The sequence below is a fragment of the Aeromonas sp. R7-2 genome (assembly GCF_040908105.1).
Taxonomy (GTDB): Bacteria; Pseudomonadota; Gammaproteobacteria; order Enterobacterales; family Aeromonadaceae; genus Aeromonas; species Aeromonas caviae.
Window position 1 is genome coordinate 1 of sequence record NZ_JBFODC010000033.1, and the last position, 14,875, is coordinate 14,875.

Annotated in this window: 11 protein-coding genes and 1 riboswitch; of the genes, 4 read left to right on the forward strand and 7 right to left on the reverse strand. The window is 60.3% G+C overall.

What is annotated here, in order from left to right; genetic code table 11:
- The first annotated feature begins 440 nt into the window (after positions 1-440).
- Entirely contained in the window at positions 441-932 is a 492-nt protein-coding gene (locus AB5Y47_RS13125; RefSeq protein ID WP_041212101.1) for an RNA-binding protein, read from the forward strand.
- A 3-nt stretch (positions 933-935) separates the two neighbouring features.
- Here AB5Y47_RS13125 and murI read toward each other — a convergent pair whose 3' ends face one another.
- Both murI and AB5Y47_RS13135 read right to left on the reverse strand, forming a co-directional pair.
- Positions 936-1,724 (reverse strand): glutamate racemase, encoded by a 789-nt coding sequence (murI, locus tag AB5Y47_RS13130; protein WP_049636935.1) that lies wholly within the window; start codon positions 1,722-1,724, stop codon positions 936-938.
- Between the two features lie 108 nt (positions 1,725-1,832).
- On the reverse strand, positions 1,833-3,698 hold the full coding sequence (locus AB5Y47_RS13135) for a TonB-dependent receptor (RefSeq protein WP_049636934.1): 1,866 nt from the start codon (positions 3,696-3,698) through the stop codon (positions 1,833-1,835).
- A 51-nt stretch (positions 3,699-3,749) separates the two neighbouring features.
- Positions 3,750-3,928, reverse strand: a riboswitch (cobalamin riboswitch).
- Positions 3,929-4,135: 207 nt separating this feature from the next.
- On the opposite strand from AB5Y47_RS13135, the gene purE reads away from it, so the two are divergent.
- Together purE and AB5Y47_RS13145 are read left to right on the forward strand one after the other, a co-directional pair.
- Positions 4,136-4,645 carry a 5-(carboxyamino)imidazole ribonucleotide mutase gene (gene purE / locus AB5Y47_RS13140; protein WP_029313402.1) on the forward strand — a complete coding sequence of 170 codons (510 nt, stop codon included), beginning with the start codon at positions 4,136-4,138 and terminating at the stop codon, positions 4,643-4,645.
- Positions 4,642-5,766: a 5-(carboxyamino)imidazole ribonucleotide synthase gene (locus tag AB5Y47_RS13145; RefSeq protein WP_368220294.1), complete on the forward strand. Its 1,125-nt coding sequence runs from the start codon at positions 4,642-4,644 to the stop codon at positions 5,764-5,766. The genes purE and AB5Y47_RS13145 overlap by 4 nt, the downstream gene beginning before the upstream one ends.
- 72 nt (positions 5,767-5,838) lie before the next feature.
- On the opposite strand, the gene AB5Y47_RS13150 is transcribed toward AB5Y47_RS13145, so the two are convergent.
- From AB5Y47_RS13150 to AB5Y47_RS13160, 3 genes are all read right to left on the reverse strand, one after another.
- On the reverse strand, positions 5,839-7,032 hold the full coding sequence (locus AB5Y47_RS13150; protein WP_069651565.1) for an MFS transporter: 1,194 nt from the start codon (positions 7,030-7,032) through the stop codon (positions 5,839-5,841).
- A gap of 109 nt (positions 7,033-7,141) precedes the next feature.
- The gene (locus AB5Y47_RS13155) at positions 7,142-7,870 is read right to left on the reverse strand and encodes a LytTR family DNA-binding domain-containing protein (RefSeq protein WP_069651566.1); all 729 of its coding nucleotides are present in this window, start codon (positions 7,868-7,870) and stop codon (positions 7,142-7,144) included.
- A 76-nt stretch (positions 7,871-7,946) separates the two neighbouring features.
- Positions 7,947-9,620, reverse strand: a complete 1,674-nt coding sequence (locus tag AB5Y47_RS13160; RefSeq protein ID WP_368220295.1) for a LytS/YhcK type 5TM receptor domain-containing protein — start codon at positions 9,618-9,620, stop codon at positions 7,947-7,949.
- 161 nt (positions 9,621-9,781) lie between these two features.
- Here AB5Y47_RS13160 and AB5Y47_RS13165 point away from each other — a divergent pair, with 161 nt between their 5' ends.
- Entirely contained in the window at positions 9,782-10,222 is a 441-nt protein-coding gene (locus AB5Y47_RS13165; protein WP_368220296.1) for a hypothetical protein, read from the forward strand.
- Positions 10,223-10,253: 31 nt separating this feature from the next.
- Here the strand turns inward: AB5Y47_RS13165 and AB5Y47_RS13170 are convergent, their stop codons facing one another.
- Positions 10,254-13,853, reverse strand: coding sequence for a transporter substrate-binding domain-containing protein (locus AB5Y47_RS13170; RefSeq protein WP_368220297.1), 3,600 nt, complete (start codon positions 13,851-13,853; stop codon positions 10,254-10,256).
- Entirely contained in the window at positions 13,850-14,473 is a 624-nt protein-coding gene (locus tag AB5Y47_RS13175; RefSeq protein WP_045522690.1) for a response regulator transcription factor, read from the reverse strand. The genes AB5Y47_RS13170 and AB5Y47_RS13175 overlap by 4 nt, the downstream gene beginning before the upstream one ends.
- Positions 14,474-14,875 lie beyond the last annotated feature (402 nt).

Here is a 14,875-nt window from a genome sequence, read left to right on the forward strand (position 1 = left end):
TCACGCTTATCGCGTTGAGGAGGCGCATCTTACGCTCCTCACTTCGAAAGTCAAGCGGTTGTTTTCGCTTTTCTTTCGGCGCCCACTTCCTAAGGCAGCTGGCTCATCAGGTTGGCGTGTTCCGCCGTGCTGGTAGGGGCGCATTATAGGGAGGCCGATTGCGATGACAAGGGAATTTTTGAAGAAAGTCACGGAAACTTCAAATTATCCAGTTAGAAACAACTTACCCAGTGTATATATACAATGTTATCCACAAGCTGATGATTTCAGCCCTCTTTTATTGGCATTTATCAGGATCTTCCTGGCTGAAGGAATGCCATACTGAAGCGGATAATTTACCTCAAGTGGTCCATGGTAGCGTCTGGTCGTAAAGCTGGTTACCATGAAGGTGAATAGAGTGTTGCACCTTTTTTGCTTTCATTTACAAAAGGTCTTTAAAGATGAATTTATCCAAGTTTCCCGTTTATGTGCAGGCAGCAGTTCTTGCTCTGGTATTGGCGCTGCTCGGCTATCTGGTTGCCCAGGCCCTGCAGTTCTCTCTGAAAGTCGAAGTCATTTTTGCCGCCGGTCTGGCCATTGGCGGTTTCGTGGTACCGCTCTTCCTTAACCGTGCGCCTGCCACCATCCTCGAACAGGCGACCAGCCAGGAGACCTGTACCTTATATGTAGGCAACCTGCCCTATCGCGCCAACGAGATTGCGGTGCGCGAACTCTTTGCCGAGCAAGGTCAGGTACTGTCAGTTCGTCTGATGAAGGACAAGGCCACCGGCAAACGCAGGGGCTTCGGGTTTGTGGAGATGCCTGTCGCCGATGCGGCCAAGGCCATCGCCGCGCTCAATGACAAGGAGTATCAGCAGCGCACCCTGAAAGTGCGTGAAGCAAATGACAAGCGGGACCGGGATGAGAAGGACGTCAACGACGTCGACGCCTGATATTCAGTACACCACTTCTTCGAGTGACGACAGCCCCCAAGCTTGCAAGGGGGCTGTCAGTTTCTGGGCCCCTGCATCCAGTCGCGTGCAGTAGGCACGCCCCGTCCCCTCGCAAGGCGCCTGGACCGGCAGTGTCGCCAGCAGATGCGCCACCCGCCTTGCCACGGCAAGACCCGAATCGACCAGTTGGCATTCCGGCATCAGCTGTTTGATCTCTTCGTTGAGCAAGGGGAAGTGGGTACATCCCAGCACCAGGGTATCCGGCCTCTCCTCCCCTTCCATCCAGTCTGCGAGCACCTCTCTGAGCAGGGCCATATTGACCGGCAACCCCGCCAGCTTGCGCTCGGCTTCGATAACCAGTTCGGTGGCCCCCTTCAGCAGCACATGCTTGCCCGGGGCGAACTGGGCGATGAGTTCATGGGTATAGTCACGGCTGACGGTGCCGGGCGTTGCCAGCAGACCGATGTAGCCGTTACGGGTCAGGGCGGCGGCAGGCTTGATCGCGGGGACCACGCCGACCACGGGAATGCTGAGTGCGGTACGCAGGGATGGCAGGGCAATGGTGCTGGCGGTATTGCAGGCGATCACCACCAGATCGATGGCGTGCTCGGCCACCATGTGGCTGACCAGTCCGGTACAAGCCTCGATGAGGGCAGCCTCACTCAGCTCGCCATAGGGAAAGTGGGCATTGTCGAAACTGTAGAAATAGTTGTGCTCCGGCAGAGCGCGACGGATCTCCCCATAGACAGTCAGACCGCCCATACCGGAGTCGAACACGAGAATATTGGCCACCTGAGCTCCCCCTTGAATGCGAGGCCGCGATCATACTCCCGCCCGGCGCCAATAGAAAAGGCCCTGCCAATGGCAGGGCCCCTGATTTTTCAGATCCAGACAAGGGGATCAGAGTGCGTAGTCCACCGTCACATAGTAGGCACGCTCGTCAGCCGGGTAACCCACCGAGGTCTGGTATTCCTTGTCCAGCAGGTTGCTGATCTTGCCGGAGACCTTCCAGGACGGTGCAACCTGATAGCCCACCGCCAGGTTCCACACGCTGTAGCCGCCCAGCTGGGTGGTATTGGCCGCGTCACCATAACGCTCACCCTGGTAGATCCAGCTCAGGGAGCCATCGAACTGCTGCCACTGCGCCTGGCTCACCCACTTGGCACCCTTGCGGGAGATCAGCTGCAACTGCTTGTCGGTGACCTTGTCCTTGGGATCCTTGTATTCGGCGGAAACGCGATGGCTCAGCCAGCCGGTCTCGAACTCCCCTTCCAGCTCAACCCCTTCAATCCGCGCCTTGCCGACGTTTTGCGGCGTCCACATGCCCTGGCTGTCCGGTGCCCACTGGATCATCTGCTCGAAGTCGTTGCGATAACCGGTCAAGCGCCACTCCACACCAGCGGTCTGTCCGTCCAGCATCAACTCGTGGCTTTTCGACTCTTCCGGCTTCAGATCAGGATTGCCGGACCCTGGGTAGTAGAGATCGTTGAAGGAGGGGGCACGGAAACCGGTGCCGTAGCGGGTACTGAGGCGATAATCCTCAACGAAGCGCCAGCCAGCGCCGGTTTGCCAGGTGTTGTGACGTCCGAACTGCTCGTTGTCATCGCTGCGACCGCTCAGCTCGGCCTGCCAGACCTGGTTGTCAAACTGGGCCAGGGCATAGAGCCCGGTGTTGTCACGCTCATCGGCGTCACTCGGGAAGGCGACGCCAGAGGAGCGGGAACTATCGTCCAGCATGTCGCGCTGCCAGTCGGCGCCGCCCCCCAGGGTCCAGCTCTCGTCCAGTTTGACGCTGTTGACCCAGTTCAGGGTGTATTGACGGGTATAGAGTCGATCAGCGGACTGATCGCGGCCGCTGGTATCCGGGTAGTCGTAGGCATCCTGTTTGGAGAAGGCGCCGCGCAGTTCGCTCAGGTAGCGCTCGTCATGATAGCGGGAGCCGAGCTGGTAGCTCTGGTTCTCGGTCCAGGTCTCGTTGCGTTGATGAAACGCCGGGCCCCAGGCGGAAGCGGCAGAGGATCTGTCGTACTGGGCAATGTTGCGGAACCAACGGGTCGTACCGAACAGATCCCAGTTGCTGGCCAGCGCCTGCTGATAATCCACCATGGCGTTGTAACCCCGGTGGCCATGCTTGTCGCCATCGTTCACCCCGACGATGGGATGCACGTTGTAGCCGGTCTCGTCATCGAAACCACCAGCGACCTTGATCTGACCCGCATCACCCACCTGGCTGGCGCTGCTGAAGGCGGCCTGACGCTGCTTGTGGGAGCCCGCACCCAAGTTGAACTTGTGTTGATTGGTCCCCTGATCCGGGCGAGTGATGATATTGATGACCCCACCGATGGCATCGGATCCATAAATGGTGGCGCGCGCACCGCGGATATATTCGATCCGCTCCACCTGGTTGAGGGGCAGGTTGTTGAGCTCGGTCATCCCGGCGGTCAGAGAGGCGCTGCGCACCCCGTCCACCAGCACCAGGGTCTGGGAAGAGGTGCCACCACGTACCCGCAGCGAGCTGAGCTGGCCGCGGCCGCCGTTGCTGACCACTTCCACGCCGGGCAGGGTCTTGACCACGTCGGTCACGGTCTGGGCTTGCAGGCGATCGATCTCGTCACGGGTCACCACGTTGACGGGCGCCAGCACACTGGAGGCAGGCTGGGCGACACGGGTAGCGGTCACCACCATGGTGGGATTGACGGGGATGGTCAGTTGTTGGGCAAAGGCCGCCGTTGGCAACAGGGCAGCCGCCAATAATGTCTTGGACATGAGAGATCCTTAAGTTCGCGTAAGCATCTACTTCGTGGCCGGTTTCTCTCGGCCCGAAATACGAACTTTGGCAGGTCTTCGGGCTTGGGGGCTGATGGCCTACGGCGACGGCTTCCCACCTGACGGCAGTGCCCTGATGTCGCTTCGTTCCCCCTTACCGCTGCGCGCCAGCTCCGGATTCTCACCGGATTCCCTTTTAAGCATGATGCGCCAAAGCGGGGGGATTATAGGCAGAGCCGTCTTGGATGTATAGCCATCTGGATTTCTAATGTCGTTTTTACCCAAAGTCGGTGCCAAGTGGCGCAGATCCTCGCCCCCTCTCGTACCTTGAGGCTCGTTGACCGTCATTCGAGCGGGTCAAACACAAGAAATGTTGAGCCAGATCCCACGGCTTTTTGGTAACATGCGGCAAACGTTTGACATCCGAGGAAGCCGTAATGACGACCCCCCCTATGATCGGCCTGGTAATGGGCTCCGACTCTGACTGGCCCGTGATGCAGGCCGCCGCCCGCATCCTCAAGGAGCACGGCGTGCCCTATGAAGCGCGCGTCGTATCCGCCCATCGCACCCCGGATCTCCTGTTTGAATATGCCGCCAGTGCGCGCGATCGCGGTCTGCGCGCCATCATCGCCGGCGCCGGCGGCGCAGCCCACCTGCCGGGCATGCTGGCCGCCAAGACCACGATCCCGGTGCTGGGCGTGCCCATCCCCACCCGCCAGCTCAAGGGGATGGATTCCCTGCTCTCCATCGTGCAGATGCCCAAGGGCGTGCCGGTCGCCACCTTCGCCATCGGCGAGGCGGGTGCCGCCAATGCCGGTCTGTTCGCCGTATCCCTGCTCTCTGTCGCCCAGGATGGCGACGCTCCCCGTTATCACCAGCAGCTCGACGGCTTCCGCGCCAAGGAGCGCGACCGGGTGCTGGCGCTCACCCTGGAGGAGCCGGCATGATACTGCCCCCCGCCACTTTGGGTATGCTCGGTGGCGGCCAGCTCGGCCGCTACTTCGTGATGTCTGCCCACCGTCTCGGCTACAAGGTGATCGTGCTGGACCCGGACCCCGTCAGCATCGCCGGTGCAGCCGCCGACGAGCAGATTGTGGCCGCCTATGACGATGCCGATGCCCTGCGCGATCTGGCCAGCCGCTGCGACGCCATCACCTGCGAGTTCGAAAACGTGCCCGCCGCCTCCCTGGCCCTGCTGGAGCAGTACAAGCCGGTGCGTCCGGCCGCGAGCGCAGTACGTGTCTGTCAGGATCGCCGGGAAGAGAAAGCCTTCCTGACCCGCGCCGGTGTACCGGTCGCCCCGAACCTGACCCTGCTGCCCGGCGAGCCGCTGCCCGCCCTGCCCAGCGACCTCTTCCCCGCCATCCTCAAGACCGCCCGCGAGGGCTACGATGGCAAGGGGCAGTGGACTATCCACAATGCGGGCGAATTGCCAGCGGCCCTGGCCGCCAGCGGTGTCCCTTGCGTGCTGGAAAAACGCCTGCCACTGGAGGGGGAGTTTGCCCTCACCCTGGCCCGCAGTCCGAGCGGTGCCATCAGTGCCCTGCCCCTGGTGCAGAACTGGCACAGCGGCGGCATCCTGGATCAGACCCGCTCCCCGGCCAATGTGCCCGCCCTGGAGCGCGAGGCCCAGCGCATCGCCGAGCACATCATCGCCGCCCTCGACTATGTGGGCGTGCTGACGGTGGAGTTCTTCCTGGTCGGCGGTGAGCTGCTGGTCAACGAGATGGCCCCCCGGCCCCACAATTCGGGTCACCCCAGCATCGACAACGCCGGTTGCAGCCAGTTCGAGTTGCAGGTGCGCGCCCTGTGCGATCTGCCGTTGCCGGTACAGGCTGAGGTTCAGCCCGCCATCCTGCTCAATCTGCTCGGGGATCTGTGGCAAGACGGCACGCCGGACTGGGCTAGCGCCCTGGCCCTGCCCGGGGTGCACCTTCACCTCTATGGCAAGGGCGAAGCCCGCCCCGGCCGCAAGATGGGCCACGTCACCGTCACTGGCCGCGACTGGCCGGCGGTCGAGGCCACCGCGTACCAGCTGCGCGCCCTGCTGGGTCTGCCCCCACGCTGAGTCCACCCATTGACATGCAAAGACCCGGGCCAAGGCCCGGGTCTTTTTTTATGACTTGAGAAGCGAGAGGGATCAGGCCCTGTCGACAGCCGCAACAGGAGCCGGCAGGCGGATGGTGAGGGAGAGCACCAGCGCCACCACCAGCAACACCAGAATGAGGTTGAAGGTCGCCATGAAGCCGCCGAACAGGGAGGCCACGATGGAGCCGATGATGCTGCCCAGACCAAAGCCCAGGTAGATGACGCCGTAGTTCTTGGTCAGGTTGTTGAGGCCGAAGAAGTCGCTCACCAGCGAGGGGTAGACGGTGATGGTGCCGCCGAAGCTGAACGCCACGCAGGCCACTGCCACGAAGAAGAGGTTGGCATTGAGCGGCACGAACAGCAGCAGCGCCATGCCCGCCAGGGTAATCAACTGGGCGATGGTGATGACCCGGATACGGGACATCTTGTCGGAGAGGATGCCCAGCACCAGCCGGCCGCCCAGGTTGGCCATGGCGATGATGGCGACGGCGTTGGCGGCGACCACGGCCGGCAAGCCCACCATCTTCTCGCCGATGTCCTTGGCTACGCCGATGACGTAGAGACCGCTCATGCAGGCGGTGAGGAACATCAGCGCCAGCATCCAGTACTGCGGCTTGCGCATCGCCTCGGCCAGGGTGAAGTCGCGATTCTCGCTCTGCTGCACGGCGGAGGCCTGCTGGGGCGCATCCTTCATCAGCATGCCACCCACCAGCACCATGGACATGGCGATCAGCCCCCACAGCTGGAAGGTGGTCTCAAGGCCATTGCTGGAGAGCAGCAGCAGGTTGATGTACTTGAAACCCAGGCTGCCGAGGCCATAAGCACCGATGGAGCAGGCGGAGATGAGCCCCTTGCGCTCCGGGAACCACTTCACGCAGTTGGAGAGGGTCATCAGGTAGCCGGTACCGTCGGCAAAACCGACCAGGATGCCGGCGCAGAGGTAGAGCATCGCCAGGTTGCTGGCATGAGCGGTGAGGAAGAAGCCGATGCCGAGCAGCACCCCGGCGCCCAGGGTGACATTGCGCACCCCGAACCGCTCCTGCAGCTTGCCCGCCAGGGAGGAGGCCACCGCCAGGGAGAGGCTGAGCAGGCCGAAAGCGAAGGCGACCTGGCTGACCGGTTCGTCCAGCTTGTCGGAAAGCTGGGCGTTGAACAGGCTCCAGGTGTACACGGATCCCAGCGCGAACTGGGTGATGATGGTCCCCAACAGGGTGAGGTAGCGGGTGCGATTCAGATCGATGGTCATGATGCGTCTCGAGGAATGGCCTTAAGGAAATTGGGGCCACTATAGGCAAGACGCCACTCCCGCCGACCGATTAAGGCATGAAATGCAGATCGGCGGGAATGAATGACAATCAGAGCCGCATCAGCTGACGGAACGCCTTGATGTTGCTGCGGCTGACCGGCACCTCGAACGGCAGGTCATGGAGCCGGATGAGATAGGTGCTGTTGAACCAGGGCACTATCTCGCGGATCTTGTTGATGTTGACGCAGTAGGAGCGGTGGCAACGAAAGAACCCCTCGGCAGGCAACCGACTGACGAACTCGCTGAGGGTCATGGTCATCACGTAGCGATCGGTACGGGTGTAGACATGGGTCAGCTTCTCGTCGGCTTCCGCGTAGTAGATCTGCTCGCAGGGGGTGACGATGATGCGCTCCCCCTTCACCAGATTGACGGTGCGGTTCTGTGGCAACCCGGACTCCGCACCCTGGGGCTGGGACTTGCCCGCCAGTTCGAGCTTCTGCAGCAGATTGATGAGACGCGGCTCGTTGTAGGGCTTGAGGATGTAGTCGAACGCCTCCAGCTCGAACGCCTCCACCGCAAACTCCTTGTAGGCGGTGACGAAGACGATGTGGGGCGGATGGCTGGACTTGTGCAGGTTCTTGGCCAGCAGCAGGCCATCGATGGCGGGGATCTGGATATCCAGAAACACCACGTCCACCTCGTGATCCTGCAGATACTTGAACGCCTCCAGCCCGTCCTCGAAGCTCGCCACTATCTCGATGTTGCTGTGCTGCCCCACCAGAAAAGCCAGCTCCTCGCGGGCCAGATACTCATCTTCCACAATGATCGCTTTCAGCATGATATTGCCCCCATAAGGAGCACAGGAGAGGCCAGCTCCTCCCGTGTCAAACATTCGTCTTCCACTATGATGGCTTTCAGCATGGCATTGCCTCCTGATCAGGCAGATAGAAACAGACTTCGGTCCCCGGCTCCAGCCGCTTGAGGTGCAGGCCGTCGCCATAGAGCAGCTTGACCCGCTGATGCACGTTCATCAGACCGATGCTGCGGCTCTCCACCCGACCGGCGGCGACCCCGTCGATCACCGCCTGGCTGATGCCGTAGCCTGTGTCGCGCACCGCGACCCGGATGCCGCCCGCCAGCTGCTTCACCTCGATGGTGACCCGACCCGGCGCACTGCGGGGCTGGATGCCGTGCAGGATGGCGTTTTCCACCAACGGCTGCAACAGCAGGCTCGGCACCTGGATATGCACGTCGTCCACCTCGAACACCACCTCCAGCTTGTCGCCGAAGCGGGCCTGCTCGATGGCCACGTAGTCGCGCACCTGCTGCAGCTCCTCCTGGATGTCGATGAGGGTGTCCCCCTTGTTGAGGTTGTAGCGCAGGTAATCCGCCAGATTGGCAATGAGCTGGCGTGCCTGCTGGGGACGGATGCGGATCAGCGACGAGATGGCATTGAGGGCGTTGAACAGGAAGTGGGGGTTGATCTTGCTCTGCAGCGCGGTGAACTCCGCCTTGCGGGTCATCTCCTTGAGCTGCTCGATGCGCGACACCTCCATCTGGGTGGAGATGAGCTGGGAGAGACCCACCGCCATCTCCTTGAGGGAGCTGGTGATGCTGTGGGTGCGGCGATAGTAGATCTTGAGGGTGCCGCTGACGGCGCCGTTTTCCCGCAGCGGAATAATGATGACCGAGTGAAAATCGGAGAGGTGATACTGGCGCAGATCGTTGTTGATGATGATCTGGTCCAGCAGCACCGCTCTGTGGGTCATGTCGCTGATGGCGTGGTGCTCGTCCAGCTCGTAGTAATCCTTGCCCACCCCCACATAGGCCAGCACGTCGCGGGTATCGGTGATGGCCACCGCATCGGCGCTGATCTCGCTGCGAATGATGCCGCACACCTGGCTCAGGGAGTGGCGATCGATGTTCTGGAAAAACGGCAACGTCTTGTTGGCGATGTCGAGCGCCAGCTTGGCCTGCTTGGCGGCAATCAGCTCCTTCTCGTCATCCAGATCCTGCACCAGCTTGATGATGAGCCCGATACAGAGCGCACCGGCGATCATCGGGTAGGCAATATGACTGACTATCTCCACACCTACCGCATGGGGCTCGGTCAGTTGCCAGGTAAGCAGCATGGTCAGCCCCTCGCAGGCCATCCCCGCCAGGATGCCATAGAGCCAGAGCCGCGACTTGCGACAGCGCAGGTGCAGCCAGGTGGCCAGCAGGCCGGCGATGATGCTGGCGATGAGACAGGGAATGGAGGTGTGGCCATCCATGTCGATGAGATAGCGGTGCAGCCCCGAGATGACCCCGGCCGGAATGCCGACCCAGGGGCCGAACAGGATGCCGCCCGAGATGATGGCGATGATCCGCACATTGATGAGGGCCCCCTCCACCGGAATGCCGGTGTAGGTACTGAACACCGCGAACAGACTGAAGATGGCCGCCACCAGCACCAGCTCGGCCGGGGTGTGGTCACGCTTCTGGAACAATCGCTGAAACGGCCGGGTGCGGGTGAGAAGAAAGAGCGTCATCAGCATCAGCGCCGCCCGCTCAAACACCGCCAACAACATCATCTGATTTTCGAGCATGGCTCTCCTCCGTCAATGGCATGGCGCCAGGGGGCGGATCATACCCCTTATCTGCCGCCGACTCATGGGCGAATCCGGGGAGAGCGGTTCAGCTTTCGGGGAAAGCGCCGATAAGAGGAGGCCCTCGCCAAGGAGGGCCCAGTCCGACAAAGGAGATAACTATGTTTCAAAAAAGCATGGTGCTGGCAGTGATGATCGGTTGCAGCAGTGCCGCCGTTCACGCCAATACGCAGGTGAGCCAGCTGAACTGGCAGGCCACCGCCAGCAAAGAGACCAACATGGAAGTAGCGCTTACCCACCCAGGCCTCCAGGCCATCAATTCGGATCCGGCACAGGCTCCCGTCCAGATCCTGGCAGCAGACCTGAGCCACCCGGATTTCAACACCACCTATCGTTTGCAAGCCCGCGCACTCTACGGCTCCCTGCCACAGCAGGATGATCTCCGGATCACGCTGGCGCTCAACGGACAACCCCTCGAAGCAAGCCGCGCCCTCCCCCTGGCGCAGGCGACCCGCTATTACCTCAGCTATCAGGCCCCGTCAGCCAGACCGAACCAGGTGGGCGAAGCCGCCTATGAGTTGATGGTGTACTGGCTGGGCTGACCACAGGAGCCGAAGGCATGTTCCCATGCCTTCATTCCTCCCCTTCCATCACCTGCAGTTGGGTCGCCGCCAGCCGAACGACCTCGTACTCTTGCTGCAAACGGGCCAGCGCCTCGGGCAGCCTGGCCTGATCGAGCTCCCAGGATTCTATTTCGCTGCAGGTCGCCACCAGTTTCAGAGTGCCCATGATCCTGGCGCCCCCTTTCAGGCGATGTATGCGGTCGATGAACTGGCCGACATGCCCCTCCTCCGCGGCCCGTTGCAATCCCGCGATATCGTCATCACTGGCCCGCACGAACTCGGCCAGCAGAGGCACCATCAGGGTCGACTGGTGTGCGGTCAGCGGCCCCAGATACCGCCGGATCTCCTCCATGCAGACGACCATGTCACTCTGCTCTTCCCGCTGCATGTGCCGACGCAGGCAGTGATCGAGCGCCTCCAGTCCAACTGGCTTGAACAGACAGTCATCCATCCCTGCCGCCTGCCCTTCATTGATCTGCTCCTGCCGCGCATCGGCCGTCAGCCCGAGGATCACGGTGCGTCGCCAGCCGTGCAGCCGCTCCAGCTTCCGACATTGGCGAACCAGCTCGAAGCCGTTCATGCCGGGCATGTTGAAGTCGGTCATGATGACATCCACCCTGGCTCCGATCAGCAGCCGCAGCGCCTCTTCTCCCGACTCGACGGCCGTGGCGTCATGACCCAGATAAGCCAGTTGCTGGCTGACCAGCAACCGGTTGGCTGGATGATCGTCCACGACCATGATCTTCAGTCGCCGCACCGGCTCCACCGCCGGCTCCTGTGCAGGCGTGGCGGGCATCGCCACGGCATCAGCCACCGGCAGCTTGATCTCGATACTGACCCGGGTCCCCTGCCCGGGCGCACTCTCCAGTTGCAGGGAGCCGCCCATCGTCTCGCACAGGGAGCGGGAGATCATCAGACCCAGCCCAGTACCCGACTGCTGGATTTTCTCGGGTTGGCTGGCCTGGCTGAAGGGCTCGAACAGCCTGGCCTGCTCGGCCTGATCGATGCCGATTCCGGTATCCAGAATGGTGAGCTGCACGGTACACCAGCCATCGCTGACCCGGGAGGCCAGCGTCACCGTGACCGACCCACGCTCGGTGTACTTGATGGCGTTGCTGATCAGGTTGGAGACGATCTGCTTGTAACAAAGACCATCGATCTGCACCCAGGAAGGATTGCCCGTGACGAGATCCAGCCGCAGATTTTTCTGCCTCGCCAGCGCGGTAAAGACGGTAACGACCGATGCTGTCAGGGTCACGATGTCATGGGGTTCGGGGGAAAGTTCAAACCGGCCAGACTCGATCTTGGAAATATCCAGGATGTCGCCGATGAGGCTCAGCAGATCGCTGGCCGAGCCATGGGCAATAGCGAGGGAGGCCTGATCCTCCTCGTGCAGCCTACCCCGCTTGAGCGCCAGTTCCAGCAAGCCGATGATGGCATTCATGGGGGTACGGATCTCGTGGCTCATGGTCGCGAGGAAGGTGCTCTTGGCACGGTTTGCCTCCTGGGCCTCCTGGCTGGCCACCGCCAGCTCATCGAGCAGGCGTACCCGTTCGCTGACGTCGATCCAGCCTCCCACGCCCCCCTGCACATTGCCGTTCAGATCGTAGTAAGGCTGAACCCAGTGATAGACGTCGACCCCGCCCGTCGGCAGGACCAGACGGTGATCCCCCTCCTGGGCACGGCGGCTGTCACAGGAAAGCACCAGATCCCCGTGCAGGGGAGCAAGAAAAGGCCAGCGCGTTCGCGCGTCGTCCAGACCCGTGCCGAGCAGGCTGACCTTGGGCTCGCCAAGGAAGCTGGCATAGCTGCTGTTGCACAGTACCAGGATCCCGTTCAAATCCCGCGCATAGATGGGGTGAGGTGTCCCGTCCACCAGATCGGCGATGAACTTGAGCTGGGTGCTCAGCGCCCCCTCCACCAGTCGCCGCTCGCGGATCTGCTTGCGCAGGGACAGCCCCCATAGGCCAACCCAGAGGGTCAGCAGCAGGATCAAGGCGATAAAGACCCCGAACTCCTGAATTAACTCCTGCCAGGAGACACTCTCCTGTTTGACATTGACCCGCCAGCGGTTGGAGAGCCCTTCCAGCTCATCCGGCGGAATGATGGCAATCACCTTGTCCAGAATGTCCCGCAGTACGGGATGCGCGGGGGTGACCGCCAACGCGGCACCGATGGGGATGGAATCGAACAGCTCCCCCGTAATGATCAGGCTGTCGGGGAATTTGCTGTTCACGTAGTACTTGGCCACCCGCAGCGGCAGTATGGTCACATCGCACACATCCATCGCCACACAGCGCATGGCATCTTCAATCGTATCGAACTGCCGCGACGTCAGCTTGCCGTATTCCGCCTCGATGGCCTGGGTCGAGATAAAGCCTCTGACCATGGCCACGGTGCCGGTCTTGAGCAGCGATGCAGGGGGGACCTCCCGGTGGCGCAGCCCCACCACATAGGAGAGGGGATCGAGGACAAAGGCCCGGCTGAACAGATAGCGGTTCCTGCGCTCGGCAGAAGGGCTCAACACCCCCGCATCCACCTGGCCGCTATCCAGCAACTGGGTCATCTGCTCCGGCGTCTTGGCAGGCACCACCTCGAGCTCCACCCCCAGCTTGGCTCGCATGACCTGCAGCAGATCGGCGACCACGCCGTGCATGGTACCGGTGACGTCATAGAAACTGAGGGGCGGGATGCCGCTGTTCACCGCAATCCGGATCTTCTCCCGTTTGCTCAGCCATTCCCATTGCTCGCGGCTCAGGTCGATTCTGCTGGCACCGATGGAGAGGCCCCCCCCATTCCAGCGCTTGGCCACTTCCGCCCGCTTGCCCTCGAGGATCTCCCCCAGCGCGATATCCATGATCCTCTTGAGTCGCCGCTCCTTGGGATTGAGGGCAAAGGCAAAACCGGCGGTATCGATATAGAGCGGCTTCAATAATTGAATGCTGCTCTGATAGAACTTGTTGACGATGAAATTGCCGGAGATCATGTCCACCATGACGGCATCAACCTGACCATATGCCACCGCGGACAATGCACTATAGCGGGACGGGTATATTTTAATTTTGTAGTCCGACAGATAGCGCATGATGTCCATGAACGGCAAATAATACTCCGGCACGGCTATTGTTCTTATTTCTCGCTCTTTGACCTGAATGTTTTTATAGATGGCTGGGTCGTCAGCAATATATTTGTCAGTCAGCAGAAGATGCTGTTCCCGCTCATAGGAATTGGAGGTACTCAGCAGATCGATCTCCCCCCGCTGGAGCGCTTCAATGGCAGCCGCCCTGGAGGGATATCCCTTCACCAGGATCTCGATGTGCAACAGATGGGTCAACATGCCGACGATGTCGGCCGTCACCCCTTCATAGGCATTCGCCCTCAGAGTGATGTCCATAGGCGGGTTGTCAGGTCTGGGCACCCCCAGGATCAGCCGCTCGCGCTCCTGCAACCAGCGCCACTCCTCCCCATGCAGCGGCAAGGGGCTGGCATCGAGGTATTCCCCGCCATCCCGCGAATAGACTTGCAGCAGGGGCTCTTCCGGTTCCCGGGCCGCCAGCGGCCACCCCCAGACCAGCGCCAGCAGAAGCAACAGCAATTTCGCCCTGTTCACAGCAGTTTCTGCCGTCTGGCCAGACTGATCAGATCAACGATGTTGGTGATGTTGAGTTTCTTCATCAACCGGGTCTTGTAGGTACTGACGGTTTTCTCGCTCAACAGCATGCTTTGGGCAATCTGCTTGTTGGCATGACCTTGACAAATCTGCAGCAGCACGCTCATCTCGCGGGAAGAGAGGGTCGACAGCAGATCTTCCCGATCGACCGTATGGGCATGCCTGGCGCCGGCGATGACGTCACGGGGGTAATAGAGTTGCCGCTTCTCTATTTTTGCGATCGCATCCTTCAGCAAATACAAATCATCCAGCTTGGACAAGAATCCCTCGGCGCCAGCTTGCAGGCACCGCACCATAATATGATGAGTGGACTGTGCAGACAGCACCAGAATCTTGGCGCCAATATCCAGCATCTTGATTCTCTTTATCACTTCGATGCCATCAAGCTGAGGTATTCCAATATCAAGAATGACAATATCTGGATGGGTGTTCCTGGCCATGGCGATAGCATCAACACCATTATCAACCTCGCCTAACACATGATGTTCTTCCTGTTTCAACAACATGTTCACGGCCATTCTTATTGCTGGATGATCATCAACTATCAATACCTTCGCCATATATAGATCCGTTATTCAGCCCTGTCCGACGAGCATATTAACTACAAATCAAGCAACGACACCATACAGCTTGATCTTGTTTTCAATATGTTAAATAAATATAAAAATGGCATTCTCAAGTTAATCACCATTATAGCTTCATTTATTTTTTATATATTTATCAATATATTGCATTTTATTTGCCTCGTATGGAGCCTGGTGGTGGCCGGGTCCCCTCCCTCGTTGATGTCCCCTCCTTCCCGGTTTTTCCTGTGCTCTTCCTCCCGCAATAAAAGACCTAAAAAACATATAAATCAAATACATGAGACACAACAACCCACTGAAAGGAAAGGGAAATCAATTATTTTATAAAGTTTGCGCCCCATCATCCTTTGAGATTTTTCCTACGCACCATTCGGTCGA

Excerpts from the sequence above, each read along its gene's own strand:
- AB5Y47_RS13175 (WP_045522690.1), bottom strand. The coding sequence starts at position 14,473 with ATGGCGAAGGTATTGATAGTTGATGATCATCCAGCAATAAGAATGGCC.
- AB5Y47_RS13145 (WP_368220294.1), top strand. The coding sequence starts at position 4,642 with ATGATACTGCCCCCCGCCACTTTGGGTATGCTCGGTGGCGGCCAGCTC.
- AB5Y47_RS13165 (WP_368220296.1), top strand. The coding sequence starts at position 9,782 with ATGTTTCAAAAAAGCATGGTGCTGGCAGTGATGATCGGTTGCAGCAGT.
- AB5Y47_RS13155 (WP_069651566.1), bottom strand. The coding sequence starts at position 7,870 with ATGCTGAAAGCGATCATTGTGGAAGATGAGTATCTGGCCCGCGAGGAG.
- AB5Y47_RS13125 (WP_041212101.1), top strand. The coding sequence starts at position 441 with ATGAATTTATCCAAGTTTCCCGTTTATGTGCAGGCAGCAGTTCTTGCT.
- AB5Y47_RS13150 (WP_069651565.1), bottom strand. The coding sequence starts at position 7,032 with ATGACCATCGATCTGAATCGCACCCGCTACCTCACCCTGTTGGGGACC.
- AB5Y47_RS13160 (WP_368220295.1), bottom strand. The coding sequence starts at position 9,620 with ATGCTCGAAAATCAGATGATGTTGTTGGCGGTGTTTGAGCGGGCGGCG.
- purE (WP_029313402.1), top strand. The coding sequence starts at position 4,136 with ATGACGACCCCCCCTATGATCGGCCTGGTAATGGGCTCCGACTCTGAC.
- AB5Y47_RS13135 (WP_049636934.1), bottom strand. The coding sequence starts at position 3,698 with ATGTCCAAGACATTATTGGCGGCTGCCCTGTTGCCAACGGCGGCCTTT.